This is a genomic window from Hydrogenophaga sp. L76 (genome assembly GCF_057654755.1).
Map to the genome: position 1 here is coordinate 1338677 of NZ_CM172807.1, position 22351 is coordinate 1361027.

Below are 22351 nucleotides of genomic sequence, written 5' to 3' on the forward strand. Positions count from 1 at the left end.
ATTATCCCTGCCACCGAGACACCTACAATTTCCCCGGTGAACGCACCGCACCCCCTCCCGGCCCGCAGACCCATCCGCGAACTGCCCGACGAACTGATCAGCCAGATTGCGGCCGGCGAGGTGGTCGAACGGCCCGCCTCGGTGGTGCGCGAACTGGTGGACAACGCTTTGGACGCGGGCGCCACCCAGGTCACCGTGCGCCTGCAGGCCGGCGGCGTGCGGCTCATCAGCGTGGAAGACAACGGCTGGGGCATCCACCGCACCGAGCTGCCCACCGCGCTCAAGCGCCACGCCACCAGCAAGATCGCCAGCCTGGGCGACCTGGAATCGGTGCACACCATGGGTTTCCGCGGCGAAGCGCTGGCCGCCATCTGCTCGATCGCCGAGGTCTCGGTGCTCACGCGCACGGACAGCGGCGACGAGCCGCACGGCTGGCTGCTCGACGGCCGCAGCGGCGAGCTGCAGCCGACCGCACGCGGCCCGGGCACCACGGTCGAGGTGCGTGAACTGTTTTTCGCCACGCCGGCGCGGCGCAAGTTCCTCAAGACCGACGCCACCGAGCTCGCCCACTGCATCGAAGCCGTGCGCCGCCACGCGCTGGCGCGGCCCGAGGTGGGCTTTGCGATCTGGCACGACGGCAAGCTGGTGGCGCAGTGGCGCGCCGTGGCGGCCGACTTCGCCGGTGGCGGCACGCTGGACGCCCTGCGCCAGCGCCTGGCCGACGTGCTGGGCGAAGATTTCATCGAGCAGGCGGTGGCGGTCAACTGGCCGGCCGACGCCGTGCCCGGCGAAACGGCCCTGGCCGATGGCGTGCAGCGCCTGCGCGTCTGGGGTTTTGCCGGCGTGCCCGACGCGGCGCGCTCGCGCAGCGACTGGCAATACGCCTACGTGAACGGCCGCTTCGTGCGCGACAAGGTGATCGGCCACGCCGCGCGCAGCGCCTATGAGGACGTGCTGCACGGCCACCGCCAGCCGGTCTACGCGCTCTTCGTGAGCCTGGACCCGACCCGGGTGGACGTGAACGTGCACCCGACCAAGATCGAGGTGCGTTTCCGCGACAGCCGCGAGGTGCACCAGGCCGTGCGCCACGCGGTGGACGCCGCGCTGGCCGCGCCGCGTTCGGCTGCGGCGGCCAGCGCGCAAGCTGTCTTGCCGCAAGGCGAAGCCGGCGCCAACCCATCCCCTTCGGCAGGCGCGTGGACGCCACCCGAGCGCCTGCCCTCCACGCTGGGCGGTGCGCAGAATCCGCTGCCGTTCCAGCGCTACGCGCCACCCGACGCCATCGGCCAGCGGGTCAGCGATCTCGGGGCTTTGTGGGGCAATAGCCTTCAGAGAGCCACTCCAGGGTTCGATCCGATGAGTGCATCGGCCCACTCGTCGCAAACAGACGGAATACGCAGCGAGCCGGCCGACAGCCCACCCCTGCCCGCCGGCGACTGGCCGCTCGGCCGCGCCATCGCGCAGCTGCAGGGCGTCTACATCCTGGCCGAAAACGCCCAGGGCCTGGTGGTGGTGGACATGCACGCCGCGCACGAGCGCATCGTCTACGAGCGCCTCAAGCAGCAGATGGACAACGAGCAGCTGGCCAGCCAGCCGCTGCTGATCCCGGCCACCTTCGCCGCCACGCCCACCGAAGTGGCGACCGCCGAAGACAGCGGCGTGGTGCTGGCCATGCTGGGGCTGGAAGTGGTGCCGTTTTCGCCCAGGACGCTGGCGGTGCGCGCCGTGCCGACCACGCTGGCGCAGGGTGACCCTGTGGAGCTGGCGCGCAGCGTGCTCGCCGAGCTGAGCCAGCACGACGCATCGACCGTGGTGCAACGCGCGCGCAACGAGCTGCTGGCCACCATGGCCTGCCACGGCGCGGTGCGCGCCAACCGGCGCCTGACGCTGGACGAAATGAACGCGCTCTTGCGCCAGATGGAAGTCACCGAACGCTCCGACCAGTGCAACCACGGCCGCCCGACCTGGCGACAGGTGAACATGCGCGAGCTCGACGCGCTGTTCCTGCGCGGGCGCTGAAACCCCGGGAGGCATCACCATGGTGCATCTGCTCGACAACATCTTCTGGCACGCCCTGACCGGCCCGCAGGCGCACTGGGCCGTCGGCTCGGGCGGCGCCCGCCGCTACGCCCCGGGTTTTTCGCCCATCGTCGGTTTTGCCAACCCGCAGCTGCCCGATTTCGACGCACTGACGCCGCACTGCGGACCCGACGAACATTTTTACTGCGCCGGCTGGTCGGGGCCCGCTCCCGCGGGCTGGGTGGTCGAGGCCGAGACCACCATGCACAAGATGGTCTGGGCCGGTTAGGCCCCGGCGCAGGACGATGCCCCCGACGCCCGGCCCATGGGTCCTGAACACCTGGACCAGGTGCTGGCCCTGGCCGAACTCACCCGCCCCGGGCCGTTCGGTCCCCGCACCATCGAGCTCGGCGAATACTTCGGCCTGTTCGATGGCGAACGCCTCATGGCCATGGCCGGCGAACGCAGCTTTGCCGAAACCCTGCGCGAGGTCAGCGGCGTCTGCACCCACCCGGACTTCCAGGGCCGCGGGCTGGCCAAACGCCTGATGCTCAAGCTCATCACACGCCAGCTCGCACGCGGCGAAACCCCGTTCCTGCACGTGATGAGCGCCAACACCGGCGCCCTGGGCCTGTACCAGCGCATGGGCTTTCGCACCCACCGCGAATCGGTGGTGCGCGTCATCGCGCGGGCCTGAATCAATCCAGCGTCTGCCGATAGCGTTTGAGCGCCACCGCGCCGGCCACCGCCAGAAACAGCAACATGGGCCAGAGCTCGGCCCAGAGCTGCGGCGCCTGGTTGCCCTTGAGCATGATGCCGCGCACGATGCGCAGGAAGTGCGTCAGCGGCAGGACCTCGCCGAGCCACTGCGCCCAGACCGGCATGCCGCGGAACGGGAACATGAAGCCCGAGAGCAGCATCGAGGGCAGGAAAAAAAAGAAGGTCATCTGCATCGCCTGCAGCTGGTTGCGCGCGATGGTCGAAAAGGTGAAACCGACCGCCAGGTTGGCCACCATGAAGACGCCGATCATCGCCATCAGCAAGACGAAGCTGCCCACCATCGGCACCTCGAACAGCAGCCAGGCCGCGCCCAGGATCACGCTCAGCTGCACATAGCCGATCACCACGTAGGGCAGGATCTTGCCCACCATCACCTCCAGCGGCCGCACCGGGGTGGCGAGCAGGTTTTCCATCGTGCCGCGCTCGCGTTCGCGCGTCATGGCCAGCGAGGTCAGCATCACCATGGTCATGGTGAGGATGGTGCCGATCAGGCCGGGCACGATGTTGTAGCGCGACAGGCCTTCAGGGTTGTAGCGCCGGTGGATTCTCAGCTCGAACGGCGCCGCGCCCTTCTGCAGCGACTGCAGCGGGCCGGTGAGGTCGTGGCGCAGGGCCAGGTTCGTCATCTCGCCGAGCGCGGCGATCGCGTTGCCCGAGGCGGACGGGTCGGTGGCGTCCACCGACACCAGCACCGCCGGGCGTTCGCCGCGCACCACGTCGCGCGAAAAACCGGGCGGAATCACCACCATGAACTGCACCTCGCCCTTGGCCACCAGGGCGTCGGCCGCGGCTTCGCTGGTGCCCTGGTGCACCACCTTGAAGTAGCCGGTGTTCTGCAGCGAGGCCACCAGACTGCGCGCCAGCGGGCCGGCGTCGGCCGCGACCACCGCCGTGGGCAGGCCCTTGGGATCGGTGTTGATGGCGTAGCCGAACAGCACCAGCTGCATCACCGGCACACCCACCGCCATGGCGAAGGTGAGCCGGTCGCGCAGCATCTGCTGGAACTCCTTGATGAACACGGCCCAGGTGCGCGCGGGCGAAAACCACTTCATGGTTGCCCTGCCTGGCCGTTGCCGAAGTTGTCCTGCGCCTGGTCGATCAGGCTGATGAAAACGTCCTCCAGGTTGGCCCGCGTTTCGTGCAGCACCACGCCGCTCTCGGCCTGGAAAGCGCCAAGCGACTGCGCCAGCAGCGCGGCGTCGCGCCCGGCCACGTGCAGCGTGTTGCCGAAGGCGACGACGTTCTGCACCCCGGGCAGCGCGCGCAGGCGTTCGCTCAGGTCCTGCGCGGCAGCGCCTTCGAGCGCCCAGACGCTCAGGCCCGCCGCGTCCACGATCTCGCGCTCGTTGCCGCGCGCGAGCACCTTGCCATAGGCGATGTAGACCAGGTCGTGGCAACGCGCGGCCTCGTCCATGTAGTGGGTGGACACCAGCACCGTGATGCCCTGCGCGGCCAGGCGGTGGATCTGGTCCCAGAAGTCGCGCCGGGCCTTGGGGTCCACGCCGGCCGTGGGTTCGTCGAGCAGCAGCAGGCGCGGCCCGTGGATCAGGCAGGCGGCCAGCGCCAGGCGCTGTTTCCAGCCGCCCGAGAGCGTGCCGGCGAGCTGGCGCTGGCGCGCCTGCAGGCCCAGCTGCTCCAGCGCCTGGTCCACCGCTGCGCGGCGGCCGGGCAGCTCGAACAACCGGGCCACGAAGTCCAGGTTCTCGCGGATCGAGAGGTCGTCGTAGAGGCCGAACTTCTGCGTCATGTAGCCCACCTGGCGCTTGATGGCAGCGGCCTCGCGGCGGAAGTCCAGTCCCAGGCACTGGCCCTCGCCCGCGTCGGGGCGCAGCAGGCCGCAGAGCATGCGGATCGTCGTGGTCTTGCCGCTGCCGTTGGGCCCGAGGAAACCGCAGATGCGGCCCTGGCCCACCTGCAGGGTCACGTCGTCCACCACGGCGCGGCCGTCGTAGCGTTTGGTCAGGCCGCGCACGTCGATGGCGAGCGTGTTCATCCCGGGTCCTGCGTCAGGCGGGTCACGTCCAGCGGCTGGCCGGGGTGCAGGCGGCTGGCGTCGGCCGGGCGCGGCGCGGCCTCCACCAGAAACACCAGCCGGGCGCGCTGGGCGTTGGAGTAGATCACCGGCGGCGTGAATTCCGGACCACTGGCAATGCGGATGATGCGCGCCGGAATCGCCTCGCCACAACCGTCGCAGGCCAGGGCCACCCATTGCCCGGTGGCCAGCGCACCGACCTCGGTCTCAGGCACATAGAACCGGGCCTTGACGCCCCCCGGTGGCAACAGCGACAGCACCGGCTGTCCCGGCGCCACGGTTTCGCCGACGCGGAAAAACACCTCGGCCACCTGGGCATCGGCGGGCGCGGTCTGCTGCTTCTGGGCCAGCCGCCAGTCGCTCTGGCGCAGCACCTGGCGCGCGGCTTCGGCCTGGGCCTCGGCGGCGTCGGTTTCGTCGCTGCGCGCCGGCAAGGCCGCCACGCGCAGGGCAGCCTCCAGTTCGGCGACCCGGGCGTTCGCCTGGTCCAGCGCGGCCTTGGCGGCGTCCTGGCTGGCCTGCGACACAAAACCCTGGGCCACCAGATCCCGCTGGCGCGCCCAGGCGGTCTGCGCCAGCACGGCCTGCGCCCGGGCCTGCGCCAGCTGGGCGCGGGTCACCGCCACCTCGTCGGTGCGCCGGCCTTTGGTGGTGTTGGCGGCCTGGGCCAAGGTGCCGGCCAGGCGCGCCCGGGCTTCGGCCTGCGCCGCCTGTTCGGCCTGGGCGTCGAGCGCGAACAGCGCATCGCCCTTGCGCACCCGGTCGCCCGCCCGCACGGCCAGCGTGTCGAGCCGCCCACCCACCGGGGACGCCACATGCACGTAGTCGCCCTCGACGTAGCCCGACCAGCCCGCGGGCGGCGCCTCACCGCAGGCCGCCAGCCCAGCGACCACGGTCAGCACGGCCATCAGACCCGGGCCGCGCCGTCCGCCGGGCGCTGTGGCCTGCCCCGCATTCTTCGAGGCGATGGTGTGTTCGTCGGCGAACACGTCGGACGCCGGGACTTCGCGGCAGCGAATGCGGGTGAAAACACGGTCGGTCATGGGCGGGTCGTCCGGTGGGGCCTGGCGAGGTGGTTTTGCGCAGGCCGGGCTCATTCTGCCTTGAAGTTTTCGCAGGGGTTCGCACCATTCCTTGCCATGAAACGTTGCGTGCCGGCCATCGGCCAACGCACCACCATGAATCAGAAAGCACCAAACCAAGGCGTTTTCGCTACACAAAATGCCGGCTTTGCATAATGTCATGCACATTTTTGGAGCATGACCCACATGAAGTACGCCTCGGTTCACGATTTTCTTTCCCACGTCGCCCTGCGCAACCCGGGCCAGCCCGAGTTCCTGCAAGCCGTCACCGAAGTGATGGAAAGCCTCTGGCCTTTCATCGCTGCCCACCCGAAATACGCCGAACAAGGCCTGCTGGACCGGCTGGTCGAACCCGAGCGCATCGTGATCTTCCGCGTGTCCTGGGTGGACGACCACGGCAGCGTGCAGGTCAACAAGGGCTACCGCATCCAGCACAGCATGGCCATTGGTCCTTACAAGGGCGGCCTGCGTTTCCACCCCTCGGTGAACCTGTCGGTGCTGAAATTCCTGGCCTTCGAGCAGACCTTCAAGAACGCGCTGACCACCTTGCCCATGGGCGGCGGCAAGGGGGGCTCGGACTTCGACCCCAAGGGCAAAAGCCCGGCCGAAGTCATGCGCTTCTGCCAGGCGTTCGCCAGCGAGTTGTTCCGCCACGTGGGTGCCGACACCGACGTGCCGGCGGGCGACATCGGCGTCGGTGGCCGCGAAGTGGGCTTCATCGCCGGCATGGTCAAGAAGCTCTCCAACCGCGCCGACTGCGTGTTCACAGGCAAGGGCCTGAGTTTCGGTGGTTCGCTGATCCGCCCCGAAGCTACCGGCTACGGCACGGTCTACTTTGCGCAGGAAATGCTCAAGACCCGCGGCCAGTCCTTCCAAGGCTTGCGCGTGTCGGTGTCCGGTTCGGGCAACGTGGCCCAGTACGCGGTCGAGAAGGCGATGGAACTCGGCGCCAAGGTGATCACCGTGTCGGACTCCAGCGGCACCATCGTGGACGAATCCGGCTTCACGCCCGAGAAGCTGGCGATCCTGATGGACGTGAAGAACCACCACTACGGCCGCGTGAGCGACTACGCCGAGCGCACCGGTGTGCAGTTCGAAGCGGGCAAGACACCCTGGCACGTGCCGGTGGATGTGGCCCTGCCGTGCGCGACCCAGAACGAGCTGAACGAACAGGACGCCGCCACGCTGATCCGGAACGGCGTGATCTGTGTCGCCGAAGGCGCCAACATGCCCTCCACCATCGAAGCCGCCAAAGCCTTCGAGACGGCCGGCGTGCTGTACGCGCCAGGCAAGGCATCGAACGCGGGCGGCGTGGCCACCTCGGGCCTGGAAATGAGCCAGAACGCGCTGCGCCTGTCGTGGCCCCGTGACGAGGTGGACGGTCGCCTGCTGCAGATCATGCAGGGCATTCACGCCGCCTGCCTGAAATACGGCAAGCAAGCCGACGGCAGCGTGAGCTACATCGACGGCGCCAACATCGCCGGCTTCGTGAAGGTGGCCGACGCCATGCTGGCCCAGGGCGTCATTTAAGGCTCCCCCTCATTGGCGGCACATCGCTGCACCGCGCGCGCAGTCCATCACAACTGGATGCGCGCTGCCAGCGCCTGCAGGTCGGCCAGCGGCGGGTCCTTGCGCGGCCACACCAGGCCCACACCATCGTCCGCATGGCGCGGCAACACGTGCACGTGCACATGGGGCACGGTCTGCCAGCCATCGGGTTTGTTGGTTTGCAACAGCGTCATGCCGGTCGGCCGAAACTCGGCCTGAACGGCCTTGGCGATCCGCGTGGCCACCGCAAACAGGTGGGCGGCGTCGACCTCGTCGAGCTCCATCACGGTCTCCACCTGGCGCCGGGTCGCCACCAGCACATGACCCGGATTGATCTGGCCGGCGTCCATGAAGGCAATGACCTGTTCGTCCTCATAGACGATGGCCGCCGGGATCTCACGGCGGATGATGCGGGTGAACACGCTGTCGGTCATGGGCTTGTCGTCCGGTGGTCTGTGGCGCAGCGGGTGCTCCGCCGACCTTGTTCATTCTGCCTTGAACTTTCCGGAGCGGGTCGCATCACTCCTTGCCATGAAGCGCCTTCTCATCGTCCTTTTCGCCGCAGCCGCCGTGCTCACCGGCTGTGCCACGCTCGACCAGCGACAACGCGCCTGGATCTTCCAGCCCTCGGACCGCAGCTGGTGGGGCGGTCAGGAGGCGGCCACGGGCATGGACGCCGTCTGGATCGATTTCCAGTCGCGCGAATCCGGCCAGCCGGTGAAACTGCATGGGCTCTGGCTCGCGCACGAGGATTTCACGACCCGGTCCGACGCCCCGGTGCTGCTCTACCTGCACGGTGCGCGCTTCAACGTGGTCGGCTCGGCCTTCCGGGCGCGCCGCATGCAGGAGCTGGGCTTTTCGGTGCTGGCCATCGACTACCGCGGTTTCGGCAAGAGTTCGCCGGGGCTGCCCTCGGAAACCATGGCCTACGAAGACGCCCGGGCCGCCTGGGACTGGCTCGGAAAGCAGTACCCCGGTCGCCCGCGCTACATCTTTGGCCACTCGCTGGGTGGCGCCATCGCCATCGACCTCGCGGCCCAGGTGACCGACGAAGCGGGCACGCTGGTCGAAGGCAGTTTCACCTCCATCCCCGACGTGGTGAGCACCTTCAAGTGGGGCTGGCTGCCGGTGGGACCGCTGATCACCCAGCGTTTCGAAGCGGTCAAGCGCGTGCCGGACATCGGCTCACCGCTGCTGGTGGTGCATGGCGGCTCGGACCGGCTGATCCAGCCCGAGCTCGGGCGGCGCCTGTTTGAGGCCGCCACCGGGCCCAAGACCTTCGTGCTGGTCGAGGGCGGCTCGCACCACAACACCAACTCGGTGGGACAGCCGCAATACCGGGTGGCACTGGCTGAGCTGTTCGGATTGGAATAGAACACCCCTGCCGCGCTTCGCGCGACCCCCTCAAGGGGGCGGCACTGGCCGTCCGGCAAAGCCGGCCCGGCGGTGCCCTTGGTTGGACCGTTTCACGCGTTGGGGGTGGCGCTCCGGCAACCTGTCGGCCCGGTGCGCATCTGCTACCCTCGACTGGATGTCCGCCAAGCCCCCTTCCATGTCGCCCGGCCTGATCGTGCTGGTGCTCTCGCTGCTGCTGGGTCTGCAACCCGTCACCACCGACCTTTACCTCCCCGCCCTGCCCGCCATGACCCAGGGCTTTGGCGCGGCGATGTCGCAGGCCCAGCTCACGCTGACCGCGCTGCTGCTGGCTTTCGGCCTGTCGCAGATGGTCTGGGGCCCGCTGTCGGACCGCTTCGGCCGCCGGCCGGTGCTGCTGGTGGGCATGTTGCTCTACGTGGTGGCGTCGGTGGGCAGCACGTTTTCTGCTTCGATGGACCAGCTCATTGTCTGGCGCGCGCTGCAGGGCGTGGCGATGGGCGCGGGCGTGATGTGCGCACGCGCCATCGTGCGCGATCTCTACGCACCGGTGGACGGTGCCCGCATCATGTCCAAGGGCCTCACCGGTCTGGGTGTGATCGCCTGCGCGAGCGCGCCGCTGGGCGGCCTGCTGGCCGAATACCTGGGCTGGCGCGTGGCGCTGATGGCGCTGGCGGTGTTCGGCGCCGGCACGCTGCTGGTGGTGGCGCTGCGTTTCGAGGAAACCCTGGCGAAGAAAAACCCGCGCGCACTGGAACCGGTCACGCTGCTGCGCACCTGGTGGGCCATCCTGCAGAACCCCACTTTCTGGGCCTTCACGCTGCTGGCCACCACATCCTACGGTGGCCTGTTCACCTTCCTGGCCGCGTCTTCGTTCGTCTTCATCCAGGTGCTGGGCCTGTCGCAGCCGGCCTACGGACTGGCCATGTTCACCATGTCGCTGAGCTACATCGCCGGCACCTTCATCTGCCGCCGGCTGCTGCCGCGCTACGGCGTGCGCAAGACGGTGGCGCTGGCGGGCGCCTGCACCCTCACCGCCGGCACCAGCATGGGCCTGCTCGCCCTCGCGGGCGTGCAGCACGTGGCCGCCATCATGGTGCCGTTCTACGGCTTCATGCTGGCCCACGGCGTGCACCAGCCCTGCGGCCAGAGCGGCGCCGTCGGGCCGTTCCCGCAGGCCGCGGGCGCGGCTTCGGCGCTCAGCGGTTTCATGATGATGATCGCGGCCTTCTTCATGGGCGGCTGGCTCGGCAAAAGCCTGGCCGCCCAGCCCGACAGCGTGCTGCCGCTGACCAACGGCGTCTGGTTCTGGAGCGTGCTGATCGCGGCCACGGCCTGGACGCTGGTGCAGCGCTTTGGTGAGGTGAAGACGCCACCGGTGCACACCAACGCCGGAGCGACGAATGCCAGCTGATCGGCCGCGCTGCCTGGCCATCGCCGGGCCCACCGCGAGCGGCAAGAGCGCGGCTTCGCTGGCCATCGCACAGCGCTGGCCGGTGGAGATCATCAGCGTCGATTCGGCCCTGGTCTACCGCGGCATGGACATCGGCACCGCCAAGCCCACGCCCGACGAGCTGGCCCAGGTGCCGCACCACCTGATCGACACCCTCGACCCCCTGCAGGCCTACAGCGCCGCCGGCTTCGTGGCCGACGCCACGCGGCTGATCGACGAGATCCAGGCGCGCGGGCGCACGCCGCTGCTGGTGGGCGGCACCATGCTGTATTTCAAGGCGCTGATGCAGGGCCTCAACCAGATGCCCCGCGCCGACGCCGCTGTGCGCCAAGGCATCGAGGCGCGCGCCGCGCAGCTCGGCTGGCCCGCGCTGCACGCCGAACTCGCGCGGGTGGACCCGGTGACAGCGGCGCGCCTGTTCCCCAACGACTCGCAGCGCATCCAGCGCGCGCTCGAAGTGTTCGAGGTGTCGGGCCAGCCGATCTCGGCCTTCCAGACCGGGCCGGACGAGACCACGCCCACCAGCCCGATCGCGCCCGGCGCCCTGCTCTCGCTCGAACCCCAGGACCGCGCCTGGCTGCACGCGCGCATCGCCCAGCGTTTCGACGCCATGCTGGCGGCGGGCTTCCTGGACGAGGTGCGTGCACTGCGCGCGCGCGGCGATCTGCACCCCGACCTGCCGTCCATGCGCTGCGTCGGCTACCGCCAGGCCTGGGAGGCGCTGGACGCCCACGGCGAAACACCCGGCGCGCCCCAGCTCGCCGAACTGCGCGACCGCGGCGTCTTCGCCACGCGCCAGCTGGCCAAACGCCAGGTCACCTGGCTGCGCTCGATGCCCGAACGTCTGGTCGTGGCCTGCGACGCGCCCGATGCGCTGGCGCAGGTGCTGCAATGGGCCAGCCGCTGGCTGGATGGGCCAGCCAGGGAGACCGCATGACCCTCGTCATCCACAACCTGAGCAAACGCTATGGCGACACGCCCGTGTTCAGCCAGGTGAACCTGCGCGTCGAGCCGGGCGAGTTCATCGCCATCGTCGGCGAATCCGGCGTGGGCAAATCCAGCCTGCTCAACTGCATGGCCGCGCTGGACGACTGGAGCGAGGGCACGATCACGCACGACGGCGTGGACCTGGGGCAGCTGGGCGAGGTGCAGCGCGCGCACTGGCGGCGCGAAAAGCTCGGTTTCGTGTTCCAGGCGTTCCACGTGCTGCCGCACCTGGACGTGGCGCAGAACGTGGGGCTGCCGCTGCTGCTGCTGAAGCGCCCGGACCCAGCGCGCGTGGCGCAGATGCTCGAAGCGGTGGGCCTGGGCGGACTCGGCGAGCGCCTGCCGGCCCAGCTCTCCGGTGGGCAACTGCAGCGCGTGGCGATCGCGCGCGCCCTGGTGCACCGCCCCAGCCTGCTGCTCGCCGATGAACCCACCGGCAACCTCGACCCTTCCACCGCGCGCCAGGTGATGGGTGTGCTGGAACAACAAGCCCGCGACAGTGGTGCAGCGCTGGTGCTGGTGACGCACTCTGAAGCGGCCGCTGCGCGGGCGCAGCGCGTGCTGCAACTCACCGCGACGGGCTGCCATACCCTCCCCTCGAAAAACCAGGAACCGCCATGACCCTCCAGTCCCTGCCCACCACCCCCTTCGCCGGCCAGCTGCCCGGCACCTCCGGCCTGCGCAAGAAGGTCACGGTGTTCCAGCAGCCGCGCTACCTCGAGAATTTCGTGCAGGCGCTGTTCGATGTGCTGCACGGCGAATACCAGCTGGCCACCGGCCAGACCCTGGTGCTGGGTGGCGACGGGCGTTTCCACAACCGGGCCGCCGTGCAGACCATCCTGAAAATGGCCGCGGCGCGCGGCTACGCCCGCGTGCTGCTGGGCCAGGGCGGCATCCTGTCGACGCCCGCCGCGAGCGCGGTGATCCGCCGCCACCAGGCGAGCGGCGGCATCATCCTCTCGGCCAGCCACAACCCCGGCGGCCCCGACGGCGATTTCGGCATCAAGTACAACGCGGCCAACGGCGGCCCGGCGCCCGAGAAGCTGACCCAGGCGATCTACGAGCGCACCCAGGTCATCGAGCGCTACCAGATCAGCGATGCGCCCGACATCGGCATCGACATGCAAGGCACCCAGCAGATCGAGGACATGACCGTCGAGGTGATCGACCCGGTGGCAGACCACGCGGCCGTGCTGCGCAGCCTGTTCGACTTTGACGCCATCCGCGCCCTGTTCGCGCGCGGCTTCCGCCTGCGCTTTGATGCGATGTGGGCGGTCGGCGGCCCCTACGCCAAAGCCATCATCGAAGGCGAACTCGGCGCACCGGCCGGCACCGTGGTGCACGCCGAGCCGCTGGAAGACTTCGGCGGCCTGCACCCGGACCCCAACCCGGCCTACGCCGACGACCTGGTGGCCCACCTCATGGCGGCCGACGCGCCCGACATGGGGGCGGCGTCCGACGGCGACGCCGACCGCAACATGATCCTCGGCCGCGGCTTCCTGGTCTCGCCCTCCGACAGCCTGGCCGTGCTGACGGCCCACGCGACACAGGTGCCCGGCTACGCCCGGGGCCTGGCCGGCGTGGCGCGCTCCATGCCCACCTCCACCGCGGTGGACCGCGTGGCGAAAGCGCTGGACATCGCCTGTTACGAAACGCCGACCGGCTGGAAGTTTTTCGGCAACCTGCTGGACGCAGGCAAGGTCACGCTCTGCGGTGAAGAGAGCTACGGCACCGGCTCGGACCACGTGCGCGAGAAAGACGGCCTGTGGGCCGTGCTGTTCTGGCTCAACCTCGTGGCCGTGACCGGCAAATCGGTGGAAGAGCTGGTGCGTGGCCTCTGGCGCGCGCACGGCCGCTGCGTGTACTCGCGCCACGACTACGACGGCATCGCCACCGAGAAGGCCAACGCGCTGATGAGCGAACTGCGCGCCCAGTTGCCCACGCTGGGTGGCACGGCGGTGGCGGGCCAACCCATCGCCTGGGCCGACGACTTCGCCTACACCGACCCGGTGGACGGCTCGGTGAGCCAGAAACAGGGCGTGCGCGTGGTGCTCGAAGATTCGTCGCGCGTGGTGTTCCGCCTCTCCGGCACCGGCACCGAGGGCGCCACGCTGCGCGTCTACCTGGAGCACCACGAACCCGATGCCAGCCGCCACGACGTGCCGGCCCAGGAAGCGCTCGCACCGCTGGTGGCGCTGGCCGAAGCCGTGGCCCACATCCGGCAGCACACCGGGATGGACACACCCACCGTCATGACCTGAAACGGGTTCGCAATCAAACGTGTAGACGCGTTGGTTGGTTGACGCGACAGGATGCTTGAGGCTGGTTGCTGCCGGTGAACCAGCTGTGAAGCGTCAGCTAGCCGTGAAGCCTGTGCAACACCTGTGTCGCCGCCATGAAACGCCCCTCGACGGCGAGCACATCGTTCGCCTCCGGCACGGCTTCCCGCGCCCCGCGGACGATCATGTCTGCGTGGCGCTGGAGGCAGGCCGTGTCCTGCGGGTGTTGCACGTGGCCGGCGATCTGGGCGATGGCGTCGAGCATGCGGATCGCCACGGCGGGGTTGGACCGGGCGTTTTGTCGGATCTGGTTGAAAGCCAGGTCAACGATGCCGGCAAACGTGGCCCCAGGCGCCATCAGTCGCAGCCGCCCTTCGGCGTCGAACCTCAGCGGTGATGGCATGTCGCATCGGGCCAGCCGGCTCAGGGCCGATCCCAGTCGATCCACGCAGGCGACGGCCGTGAACGGGTCGTTGATGCCCGGGGACAGCGCCCGCACCGCGATCTCGACCAACTGGAGGAACGAGAACTCGACATCCTGGGTGGCCGTGCGCTGGTTGCCGAATACAAAAGCGTCGTTCAGCTGATCCACCAGGGCTTCTGTCACACGCTCCCCCGGCCACACCATGACCAACGCCTGGCCATGAACAAGGTAGTGCCCGGGGCGACGCTCCAGCCGCAGCAGCAGGTCTTCCTGGCTGGCCAGCTCCATCAGGGCGTCGGCATCGATCAACTGGAGGTAACCGTCTTCGAGCGCGCCCACGGGAAGCGCCTCGCGCTCGAACGCGGCTGGCAGACTGGCTTCTCGTGGCGCGTTTGAGGTTTCGGACCCAGGCTGGCCCAACTGGCCGGGAAACAGCCTGCCGATCCCGTCTTCCAGTTCGTGGCCCACCCGGGCCACGACCACATCCGCCTGGATCGAGACCGAGACATGGTGGATGAAGTAGATCAGCACCCCGATGCTGACCATGGCCAGCATCACGCCGATGCTGACGGAGAGATGGGGCACAAAGGCCACCTCGTCGGCGCGCCGGATGGTGCGCAGCACGAGCAGGCAGTACACGAAAGTGGCCACGAAGGTGCCGAGCACCACCTGGTTGGCGGTGTCGCGCATGAAGTTGCGCAGCAGGCGCGGCCCCAGCTGGGACGAGGCGAGCGACATCGCCACCAGCGTCATCGAGAACACGGTCCCGGCGATGGCGATCATCGACCCGGCCACGGTGCCCTGCAGCAGGCTGGCGCCCTCGGCGCCACCGGAGTAGCTCCAGCCCAGGCGCTCCAGCCAGTCGTCACCGACGGCCTTGTCGAGCTCGACGGCGGCGACGGCCAGTGCCACGGCCAGGCAGGCCATGGCGGCCGGCACGAACCAGAAACTGGACCGAAGTGAATCCCAATACGTCAGCAGCAGTGCTTTCAAGATGCCTCGCATCAACCCTTGAGCCTGAAACGCCGGCTCCGAACTGGCGCCGGACGGACCATCGGCGGAGTGTGGGCTGAAAGCCCGACGCGCTCTGTTCACTATCGCACAAAGTCACCAACGCAGCGAAGAGGTGGATGGGCGGCGTTGGTGATGGGAATGCCCTGTGCGTCAGCGCACAGACGCCTCACCGACAGCCGCGCATCTTGGAACCTTTCTCCCCTCTCACCGACACCCCGAGGATCCGACCATGAAATTCAAGATACCCCTGCCGTTGCAACAGGAACACGAGGCCCTGCATGAGCGGTTGCGCCTGGCGACACAAGCGGGCGGCGAAGTCGGCGAGGCGGCCAGGACGCTGGCGCAGCTGATGCATCCGCACTTCATCAAGGAAGACCAGTTCGCGCTGCCGCCGCTGGGGCTGCTCGCGGCGCTGACTCGCGGCGAATGGAACGCCGAGATGGCCGAGGTGCTGACACTCACCGACCAACTCGAAGCCGAGTTGCCGCAGATGCTCGCCGAACACCAGGGCATCGTCGCCGCATTAAAAACGTTGCGTGATGCCGCAGCGCGAACGGGGCACAGCGACATCGTCGCCTTCGCCGAAGCGTTGACCGAACACGCGCGCGTTGAGGAAGAGGTGATGTACCCGGCTGCGGTGCTGGTCGGCCAGGTGGTGCGGCAACGGATGAGCTTGCGCGTACCGGCGGCCGCATGACATCGTCGGTCATGCAGACCCCTGCCTTCTTTGACGCCGTGCCGGCGATCTTTGTCGTTGACCCGCTGGCCGACGCGCTGGGTGCGGTCGAGGGCGGGCTGATCGAGTACCGCTATATCGATGCCGTCAAGCTCGCTGGTCACTCCTGCCCCACAGTGGCAGGTGCCTGGCTGATGACCCGCGCGGCGCTGGCGCGGCTGTACCCGGGCGAGACGCCGCGGCGTGGCGAGATCCGGGTCGAAATGCGCCAGGCCCTCGACGAAGGTGTGACCGGCGTGATCGCTGGCGTCGCGAGTCTCGTCACCGGCGCAGCCAATGAGGGCGGCTTCAAGGGGCTGGCGGGCCGCTTCGCGCGCAATGGTCTGCTGCGCTTCGGTGTGCCGATGAGCGGTGAGATCCGCTTCACACGTCTGGACAGCGGGCAATCGGTCGAACTGTCACACCGGCCGCAGGTCGTGCCTCGGCCTGCGGCCTTGGGTGAACTGCTGCGTGACGCTTTGGCCCCAGGGGCCGATGCCGCCGCTCGGCGCGCGTTCGCCGACACCTGGCAAGGCTGGGTGCAGGCGCTTTTGATTGACCATGCCGACGATCCGGCGCTGATTGCCACGACATGACGAAGCTGTGTCCGAGTGGAGAGCCGGGTCGATGGTATGGTCTGGGGACTTCCACTGCTTTGTCTGCCAGCACAGCGACGAGGTACCGAAAGTTGCGCATCCCATGCCTTGGTTCGCCGGGCTGGTCATCGAACGGGACATGCCCCCGCTGAGCGCCCACGGGTACCCGCAGCTGCAAATGTCTTGCAAACATCACCGCTGACAGCCGGAGCACCATGCTTCTTCAAACCACAGCCCCAGAGTGCCCCAGGCCAACCCGTCACTGATCGACAGCGCTGATCTGGCCGTGTCGCTCGGCACCGATCTGGAACGCGGCCTGGGCACCGAAGAGGCTGCCCAACGGCTGCAGGCAGACGGTCCCAACGAATTGCGCGCGGTGCCGCCTGTGCCCATGTGGCGCCGTGCGTTGGCCCAGTTGCAGGACCCGCTGGTCTACCTGCTGGGTGCGGCAGCGGCCGTGGCCCTGGCCGCATGGTGGTTCGAAGGCCGTGGCCAGGCCGGTGTGGCCGGCTGGCCACTCGATGCCATCGTCATCGCCGGCGTGGTGGTGCTGAACGCGGTGCTGGGCTGGCTGCAGGAGGCCAAGGCAGCGCAGGCGGTGGCAGCACTGGCGAAGATGACCACCGCCACCTCGGCCGTGCTGCGCGATGGCGCCGTGACCCGGGTGCCCAGCGCCGAACTCGTCAAAGGCGACGTGCTGGTGCTCGCCGAGGGCGACGCCGTGGGCGCCGATGCCCGCCTGGTGCAAGCGGCCGCGCTGAAGCTGCTGGAGGCGCCACTGACGGGCGAAAGCGAAGCGGTGCTGAAGAATGCGGCACGGCTGCCCGGGCCGGTGGCGCTGGGCGACCGGCTGAACATGGTCTTCAAGGGCACCGCGGTGGCGCAAGGCACCGGGCAGGCCATCGTCACCGCCACCGGCATGCAGACCGAGATGGGCGGCATCGCCACCCTGCTGGACACCACGCCCGACGCACCCACGCCGCTGCAGGTCGAGGTCGCGCACCTGGGCAAGGTGCTGGGGATTGCGGCGCTGGTGATTGCAGCTTTGGTGGTGGTCACGATCCTGCTCATCTCGGACATCCATGGCGTGGCCGATGTGATCACGGTGTTGCTGTTGGGCGTGTCACTGGCCGTGGCCGCCGTGCCCGAGGGCCTGCCGGCCATCCTGTCGGTGGTGCTGGCGATGGGCGTGCGCCGCATGGCGCGCCACCACGCCATCGTCAAGCAGCTGGCCTCTGTCGAGACGCTCGGTTCGGCGTCCGTCATCGCGTCAGACAAGACCGGCACGCTGACACGCGGCGAGATGACCGTACAAAGGGTGATGACGGCTTCGGGCCGCAGCGACATCACCGGCGTGGGCTACGCCCCCGAGGGGCGCGCCGAGACGGCGGGTACCGAACTGGCCGAAGGCCCGCTGCGCCTGGAGCTGCAGGCCGTGCTGCGCGGCGGCAGCCTGGCCGGCAATGCCCAGCTGCAGCAGGACGAAACCGGCACCTGGGTGATCCAGGGCGACCCGACCGAGGCCGCGTTCCTGGTGGCCGAACGCAAGCTGGGTGATCCGGCCAAAAGCGAAGCCACGCCTGAGACGGAGGAACGCTTCGAGCGCATCGGCGAAATCCCCTTCACCTCGCAGCGCAAGATGATGTCGGTTCTGCTGGTGGACCATGCCGACGGCGACGCGCATGTGCTCTTCACCAAGGGTGCGCCCGATGAGTTGCTGGCGCATTGCACCCACGCGCGCCGCGGCGAGGACACGGTGGCGCTTGATGCCGCCCTGCACGCTCAGGTGCTGGCCGACGTGGCTGCGATGACCGGTGACGCGCTGCGCACGCTGGCCGTGGCGCGCCGCACACTGGCGCCCGACGCGCAGATCCCGAACGATGCGGATGAGGCGGCTGCGTTTGAGCAGGGTCTGGAATACCTCGGCACCGTCGGCATCATCGACCCGCCGCGCGAGGAAGCGGCCGTGGCCATCGCCGAGGCACGCCAGGCCGGCATCCGCGTGATCATGATCACCGGCGACCACCCGCGCACGGCGGCGCGCATCGCCGCCGATCTCGGTATCGTCGATGCCGGGGCGCCGGTGCTCACGGGCATCGAGCTCGACAAGCTGGGCGATGACGCCGCCTTCGCTGCCGCCGCGCAGAACACATCGGTGTTCGCCCGCGTGGCGCCTCGGCACAAGCTGCGCATCGTGCAGGCGCTGCAGGGCAGCGGCCAGGTGGTGGCCATGACGGGCGACGGCGTCAACGACGCCCCCGCATTGAAGGCTGCCGACATCGGCGTGGCGATGGGTGTGGCGGGCACCGAGGTGAGCAAGGAAGCGGCCCGCATGATCCTGGCCGACGACCACTTCGCCACCATCGTGCTGGCGGTGCGCGAGGGGCGCGGTGTGCTCGACAACATCCGCAAGTTCCTGCGCTACCTGCTGTCGTCGAACCTGGCCGAAGTGCTGACGGTGTTCGCCGGCGTGGTGGGGGCCGGTGTGATTGGCCTGAAGGCCACGGCCACCGGATCGGGTGGCGCGGTGGTGCTGCCGCTGCTGGCCACACAGATCCTGTGGATCAACCTGATCACCGATACAGGGCCCGCGCTGGCCATGGGCGTGGACCCGATCGCCGACGACGTGATGGCGCGCAAGCCGCGCCCGCGCAGCCAGGGCATTCTGGACACAGCCATGGCGTGGGGCGTGGTGGAAGGCGGCGTGGTGATGGCGGTGCTGACCCTGCTGACGCTGGACCTGTTCCTGCCCGGCGGGCTGATCGAGCCGGTCGACAGCTGGCTGGGCGCGGGCCCGCACAGCCTGGAACTGGCGCGCACCGCCGCCTTCACGGTGCTGGTGCTGACGCAGCTGTTCAACTGCTTCAACGCGCGCTCGGCCAGCGCATCCGCGTTCCTCGCGCCGTTCTCCAACCGCTGGCTGTGGGCCGCGGTGGCCTTGTCGGCAGCGCTGCAAGCGGCCGTTGTGCACCTGCCTTTTCTCAACCTCGCCTTTGGCACCGTTCCGCTCTCGGCGGGCCAGTGGGGCGTGTGTGTGGCGATGGCCAGCGGCGTGCTCTGGTTCAGCGAAGCGCGAAAGCTGGTGCGACGACGCTGGACCCGGCAGGCAACTGCGCCGCCTGTGACAGACAGGGCCGGGTTGAGCTGATCTCTTGCGTTCGACGCCGCACAGACGGGCTTGGCTGCGCGGCGCAGTGTCAAAACCTTCGAGACGTGTCTGATCCCGAAGAAGGAAACATTGTGAAATTCAAGATCAAACTTTCCGCCGCAGCGGCCCCGGCCCTGTGCTCCAGCCTTGCCCAAGCGCAGGGCGGACACATGATGAATGGGGGTGGATGGTACGGCGGCTGGATGGGCGGCTACGGCGGGGTGTGGATTCCGATCCTGCTGATCGTCATCGTGGGCCTGCTGGCATGGGTCGTGATCCAGAGGCGCAAGTGATCATGGTGACAGAAGCACTGACCCCCATATCCCTCACGCGGGAAACACTCCCGCTGCGCACGAACCGAACGCGGTGGCAGCCCGGACGTGTGCATACCTGCCCGATGCACCCTGAAATTCGGCAGGACCAACCGGGCAACTGCCCGAAGTGCGGCATGACGCTGGAACCCGTGTTGCCCGCCGTGGGCGAGGACGAAAACAAGGAACTCCTGGACTTCCAGCGGCGCTTCTACTGGACATTGCCGGCCTTTCAAGTGGACTGCCACCGCCGATTCGATCCTGGAGAAGCTGCATCGACTTTGCTCACGTATCAGCGGAACAGGACACAGGGTGACGTATGAAGAAGTCGGCGGCGCGGTGCCTGCCTCGTTGAGAGGCTATGTGTTGATTTCCACGTAAATCTGACCCCTCGGGGGTGCGGCGTAATTCTTGGACTGGTTTCAGTTGATTAAGCCCAGACTTTCGCGGTACTCGATGGGGCTGAGGGAGCCCAATGATATCTTGATCCGTTTTTCGTTGTACCAGAGGATGTACTCGTGCACCGCTCGGATGAACACCTCGATGGTGGTCGACTTCCAATCCCGCGGGTAGAACATCTCATTCTTCAGGCGCCCAAAGAAACCTTCGCAGGCCGCGTTGTCCGGTGAGCACCCCTTGCGCGACATCGACCGCGTCAGCTTCGCACTGTGCATCCGATCAAGCCAGCCCGGCCAGCGGTAATGGGCACCACGGTCGGAGTGAATGATCGGCTTGCTGTCGCACGATTGCACCGTGTCAATGGCCGCATCGAGCATCGTGTTCACCAACTCGGAGTCCGGTCGGGTACCAAGCGTCCAGCTCACCACCATGCCGTCGAAGCAGTCGATCACAGGCGAGAGGTAAACCTTTCCCGCCGGGATCTGGAACTCCGTAATGTCGGTGAGCCACTTCTCATTCGGTGTCGCCGCCTGGAAGTCACGATTGAGGAGGTTGTCTGGCGCAGGGCTGATCTCTCCGAGGTAGGACCCGTATCGACGTTTTTTGCGCGAGGGAACGCTCAAGCTCTCCTGCTTCATCAGGCGCTGCACGACTTTTTCAGACAGGTGCAACTGGCGTCTGCCCAGCGCCGCACGCATGCGCCGGTAACCATAGCTGCGGTGGTTGCTCTGAAACACATCGGCAGCGGCAACGCGGGCGTCAGCGTATTTGTCAGGCCTTCGCTGGCGGGCGCAGTGGTAGAAGTAGGAACTGCGAGCCAGGCCAAGTTCGCCAAGTAGCTCTGTGAGCGAGTAGATGGGCTTCAGGGCGTCAACCTGAATCGCCCCGGGTTTTGAGGAGGCTCTTTTCTCTGAGAGGATTGAGCCATGAGCAAGAAGTCGAACCAGTTTTCACCTGAGGTCCGCGAGCGTGCTGTTCGCATGGTGCGTGAGCACAGAGGCGAGTACCCCTCGCTGTGGGCCACCATCGAGTCCATCGCCCCCAAGATCGGCTGCGTGCCCCAGACCCTCAACGAATGGGTCAAGCGAGACCAGATCGATTCCGGCGTGCGCGACGGCATCACGACATCCGAACGTGAACAGATGAAGGCGCTGGAGCGCGAGGTCAAAGAGCTGCGCAAAGCCAACGAGATCCTGAAGCTGGCCAGCGCGTTTTTCGCCCAGGCGGAGCTCGACCGCCGTCTGAAGTCCTGAACAACTTCGTCGATCAGCATCGACAGGCCTACGGGGTCGAGTCGATCTGCAAAGTGCTGCAGATCGCCCCGTCAGGCTATTGGCGCCATGCTGCTCATCAGCGAAATCCCCAGCTGCGCTGCCCGCGCGCCCAGCGTGACGACACCCTGGTGCCGCACGTTGAGCGCGTCTGGCAAGCCAACATGCGGGTCTACGGCGCCGACAAGGTCTGGAAACAGATGAACCGGGAGGGAGTTGTCATTGCCCGCTGCACGGTTGAGCGGTTGATGAAGCGACTGGGCTTGCAGGGCGTGCGCCGGGGCAAGGTGGTGCGCACCACCCTCAGCGACATGAAGGCCCCTTGCCCGCTGGATCGGGTCAATCGGCAGTTCAAGGCCGAGCGGCCGAACCAGCTGTGGGTCTCGGACTTCACCTACGTTTCAACCTGGCAAGGCTGGCTGTACGTGGCCTTCGTGATCGATGTGTATGCCCGGCGCATCGTGGGCTGGCGGGTCAGTACCTCCATGCACACGGACTTCGTTCTGGATGCCCTGGAGCAGGCGCTGTATGCCCGGCAGCCCGAGCGTGATGGCGCATTGATTCACCATTCCGACAGGGGGTCGCAATACGTCAGCATTCGCTACAGCGAACGGCTGTCAGAGGCAGGCATCGAGCCCTCGGTGGGCAGCAAGGGCGACAGCTACGACAACGCTTTAGCCGAGACCATCAACGGTCTGTACAAGGCCGAGGTGATTCATCGCCGGTCATGGCCAACCCGTGAATCGGTGGAGCTGGCAACGCTGGAATGGGTGTCCTGGTTCAACCATCACCGGCTGCTCGGACCCATCGGATACATCCCTCCTGCAGAGGCTGAGGCAAACTACTACCGGCAACTCGCCAGTCAGTCCTCCATGGTGGCGGCCTGACTTAAACCAACCGGCCTCCACGAAACCCGGGG

The 22351-nt window shown here is 67.9% G+C and carries 19 protein-coding genes, 2 pseudogenes and 1 other annotated feature; of the genes and pseudogenes, 15 read left to right on the forward strand and 6 right to left on the reverse strand.

Annotated features, from left to right (window positions below):
• Nucleotides 1–36: 36 nt before the first annotated feature.
• The 3 genes from mutL to AC23D4_RS06415 are packed head-to-tail and all read left to right on the forward strand — an operon-like array spanning nt 37 to nt 2716.
• A complete protein-coding gene (gene mutL / locus AC23D4_RS06405; protein WP_472889743.1) occupies nt 37–2019 on the forward strand; it encodes a DNA mismatch repair endonuclease MutL in 1983 nt (660 codons plus the stop codon).
• A gap of 19 nt (nt 2020–2038) precedes the next feature.
• Nucleotides 2039–2308: a hypothetical protein gene (locus AC23D4_RS06410; protein WP_472889744.1), complete on the forward strand. Its 270-nt coding sequence runs from the start codon at nt 2039–2041 to the stop codon at nt 2306–2308.
• 36 nt (nt 2309–2344) lie between these two features.
• Nucleotides 2345–2716, forward strand: a complete 372-nt coding sequence (locus tag AC23D4_RS06415; RefSeq protein ID WP_472889745.1) for a GNAT family N-acetyltransferase — start codon at nt 2345–2347, stop codon at nt 2714–2716.
• A 1-nt stretch (nt 2717) separates the two neighbouring features.
• Here the strand turns inward: AC23D4_RS06415 and AC23D4_RS06420 are convergent, their stop codons facing one another.
• The 3 genes from AC23D4_RS06420 to AC23D4_RS06430 are packed head-to-tail and all read right to left on the reverse strand — an operon-like array spanning nt 2718 to nt 5874.
• Entirely contained in the window at nt 2718–3851 is a 1134-nt protein-coding gene (locus tag AC23D4_RS06420) for an ABC transporter permease (RefSeq protein ID WP_472889746.1), read from the reverse strand.
• Complete coding sequence (locus tag AC23D4_RS06425; RefSeq protein ID WP_472889747.1) at nt 3848–4792, reverse strand: ABC transporter ATP-binding protein; 945 nt, start codon at nt 4790–4792, stop codon at nt 3848–3850. The genes AC23D4_RS06420 and AC23D4_RS06425 overlap by 4 nt, the downstream gene beginning before the upstream one ends.
• Nucleotides 4789–5874: an HlyD family secretion protein gene (locus AC23D4_RS06430; protein ID WP_472889748.1), complete on the reverse strand. Its 1086-nt coding sequence runs from the start codon at nt 5872–5874 to the stop codon at nt 4789–4791. Before AC23D4_RS06430 ends, AC23D4_RS06425 begins: the two co-directional genes overlap by 4 nt.
• A 225-nt stretch (nt 5875–6099) precedes the next feature.
• Here AC23D4_RS06430 and gdhA point away from each other — a divergent pair, with 225 nt between their 5' ends.
• Nucleotides 6100–7443, forward strand: a complete 1344-nt coding sequence (gene gdhA, locus AC23D4_RS06435) for an NADP-specific glutamate dehydrogenase (RefSeq protein WP_472889762.1) — start codon at nt 6100–6102, stop codon at nt 7441–7443.
• Between the two features lie 47 nt (nt 7444–7490).
• Here gdhA and AC23D4_RS06440 read toward each other — a convergent pair whose 3' ends face one another.
• Nucleotides 7491–7895 (reverse strand): HIT family protein, encoded by a 405-nt coding sequence (locus AC23D4_RS06440; RefSeq protein ID WP_472889749.1) that lies wholly within the window; start codon nt 7893–7895, stop codon nt 7491–7493.
• Nucleotides 7896–7992: 97 nt separating this feature from the next.
• Here AC23D4_RS06440 and AC23D4_RS06445 point away from each other — a divergent pair, with 97 nt between their 5' ends.
• The 5 genes from AC23D4_RS06445 (at nt 7993) to AC23D4_RS06465 (ending at nt 13536) form a co-directional block, all read left to right on the forward strand.
• Nucleotides 7993–8835 (forward strand): alpha/beta hydrolase, encoded by an 843-nt coding sequence (locus AC23D4_RS06445; protein WP_472889750.1) that lies wholly within the window; start codon nt 7993–7995, stop codon nt 8833–8835.
• A 157-nt stretch (nt 8836–8992) separates the two neighbouring features.
• Entirely contained in the window at nt 8993–10249 is a 1257-nt protein-coding gene (locus AC23D4_RS06450) for a Bcr/CflA family efflux MFS transporter (protein WP_472889751.1), read from the forward strand.
• A complete protein-coding gene (miaA, locus tag AC23D4_RS06455; protein ID WP_472889752.1) occupies nt 10239–11225 on the forward strand; it encodes a tRNA (adenosine(37)-N6)-dimethylallyltransferase MiaA in 987 nt (328 codons plus the stop codon). The genes AC23D4_RS06450 and miaA overlap by 11 nt, the downstream gene beginning before the upstream one ends.
• The gene (locus tag AC23D4_RS06460) at nt 11222–11896 is read left to right on the forward strand and encodes an ABC transporter ATP-binding protein (RefSeq protein WP_472889753.1); all 675 of its coding nucleotides are present in this window, start codon (nt 11222–11224) and stop codon (nt 11894–11896) included. The genes miaA and AC23D4_RS06460 overlap by 4 nt, the downstream gene beginning before the upstream one ends.
• Nucleotides 11893–13536 carry an alpha-D-glucose phosphate-specific phosphoglucomutase gene (locus tag AC23D4_RS06465; protein ID WP_472889754.1) on the forward strand — a complete coding sequence of 548 codons (1644 nt, stop codon included), beginning with the start codon at nt 11893–11895 and terminating at the stop codon, nt 13534–13536. Before AC23D4_RS06460 ends, AC23D4_RS06465 begins: the two co-directional genes overlap by 4 nt.
• A 97-nt stretch (nt 13537–13633) precedes the next feature.
• On the opposite strand, the gene AC23D4_RS06470 is transcribed toward AC23D4_RS06465, so the two are convergent.
• A complete protein-coding gene (locus AC23D4_RS06470) occupies nt 13634–14971 on the reverse strand; it encodes a DUF2254 domain-containing protein (protein ID WP_472889755.1) in 1338 nt (445 codons plus the stop codon).
• Nucleotides 14972–15221: 250 nt separating this feature from the next.
• On the opposite strand from AC23D4_RS06470, the gene AC23D4_RS06475 reads away from it, so the two are divergent.
• The 5 genes and pseudogenes from AC23D4_RS06475 to AC23D4_RS06495 all read left to right on the forward strand — a co-directional run.
• Nucleotides 15222–15689, forward strand: a complete 468-nt coding sequence (locus tag AC23D4_RS06475) for a hemerythrin domain-containing protein (protein ID WP_472889756.1) — start codon at nt 15222–15224, stop codon at nt 15687–15689.
• Between the two features lie 11 nt (nt 15690–15700).
• The gene (locus AC23D4_RS06480) at nt 15701–16303 is read left to right on the forward strand and encodes a hypothetical protein (RefSeq protein ID WP_472889757.1); all 603 of its coding nucleotides are present in this window, start codon (nt 15701–15703) and stop codon (nt 16301–16303) included.
• Nucleotides 16304–16544: 241 nt separating this feature from the next.
• A complete protein-coding gene (locus AC23D4_RS06485; RefSeq protein ID WP_472889758.1) occupies nt 16545–19451 on the forward strand; it encodes a cation-translocating P-type ATPase in 2907 nt (968 codons plus the stop codon).
• 92 nt (nt 19452–19543) lie between these two features.
• Nucleotides 19544–19744, forward strand: a complete 201-nt coding sequence (locus AC23D4_RS06490; protein WP_487623712.1) for a hypothetical protein — start codon at nt 19544–19546, stop codon at nt 19742–19744.
• A gap of 83 nt (nt 19745–19827) precedes the next feature.
• A pseudogene (locus AC23D4_RS06495) lies at nt 19828–19989 on the forward strand (heavy metal-binding domain-containing protein); the annotation flags it as partial.
• A gap of 195 nt (nt 19990–20184) precedes the next feature.
• Here AC23D4_RS06495 and AC23D4_RS06500 read toward each other — a convergent pair.
• Nucleotides 20185–21039 (reverse strand): annotated as a pseudogene (locus AC23D4_RS06500) (IS3 family transposase); the annotation flags it as partial.
• Nucleotides 21040–21087: 48 nt separating this feature from the next.
• On the opposite strand from AC23D4_RS06500, the gene AC23D4_RS06505 reads away from it, so the two are divergent.
• Nucleotides 21088–22319, forward strand: a protein-coding gene (locus AC23D4_RS06505; protein ID WP_290729592.1) for an IS3 family transposase whose coding sequence is annotated in 2 segments (ribosomal slippage) — nt 21088–21373 and nt 21373–22319 — 1233 coding nt in all. Because the reading frame shifts where the segments join, the coding sequence is not laid out codon by codon here.
• Nucleotides 21369–21485, forward strand: a sequence feature (AL1L pseudoknot). Its footprint overlaps the gene before it by 117 nt.
• Nucleotides 22320–22351 lie beyond the last annotated feature (32 nt).

Bases quoted from the DNA above. Each gene is read 5' to 3' on its own strand.
- AC23D4_RS06410 (WP_472889744.1), top strand. From the start codon at position 2,039: ATGGTGCATCTGCTCGACAACATCTTCTGGCACGCCCTGACCGGCCCG.
- AC23D4_RS06415 (WP_472889745.1), top strand. From the start codon at position 2,345: ATGGGTCCTGAACACCTGGACCAGGTGCTGGCCCTGGCCGAACTCACC.
- AC23D4_RS06420 (WP_472889746.1), bottom strand. From the start codon at position 3,851: ATGAAGTGGTTTTCGCCCGCGCGCACCTGGGCCGTGTTCATCAAGGAG.
- AC23D4_RS06425 (WP_472889747.1), bottom strand. From the start codon at position 4,792: ATGAACACGCTCGCCATCGACGTGCGCGGCCTGACCAAACGCTACGAC.
- AC23D4_RS06430 (WP_472889748.1), bottom strand. From the start codon at position 5,874: ATGACCGACCGTGTTTTCACCCGCATTCGCTGCCGCGAAGTCCCGGCG.
- gdhA (WP_472889762.1), top strand. From the start codon at position 6,100: ATGAAGTACGCCTCGGTTCACGATTTTCTTTCCCACGTCGCCCTGCGC.
- AC23D4_RS06440 (WP_472889749.1), bottom strand. From the start codon at position 7,895: ATGACCGACAGCGTGTTCACCCGCATCATCCGCCGTGAGATCCCGGCG.
- AC23D4_RS06445 (WP_472889750.1), top strand. From the start codon at position 7,993: ATGAAGCGCCTTCTCATCGTCCTTTTCGCCGCAGCCGCCGTGCTCACC.
- AC23D4_RS06450 (WP_472889751.1), top strand. From the start codon at position 8,993: ATGTCCGCCAAGCCCCCTTCCATGTCGCCCGGCCTGATCGTGCTGGTG.
- miaA (WP_472889752.1), top strand. From the start codon at position 10,239: ATGCCAGCTGATCGGCCGCGCTGCCTGGCCATCGCCGGGCCCACCGCG.
- AC23D4_RS06460 (WP_472889753.1), top strand. From the start codon at position 11,222: ATGACCCTCGTCATCCACAACCTGAGCAAACGCTATGGCGACACGCCC.
- AC23D4_RS06465 (WP_472889754.1), top strand. From the start codon at position 11,893: ATGACCCTCCAGTCCCTGCCCACCACCCCCTTCGCCGGCCAGCTGCCC.
- AC23D4_RS06475 (WP_472889756.1), top strand. From the start codon at position 15,222: ATGAAATTCAAGATACCCCTGCCGTTGCAACAGGAACACGAGGCCCTG.
- AC23D4_RS06480 (WP_472889757.1), top strand. From the start codon at position 15,701: ATGCAGACCCCTGCCTTCTTTGACGCCGTGCCGGCGATCTTTGTCGTT.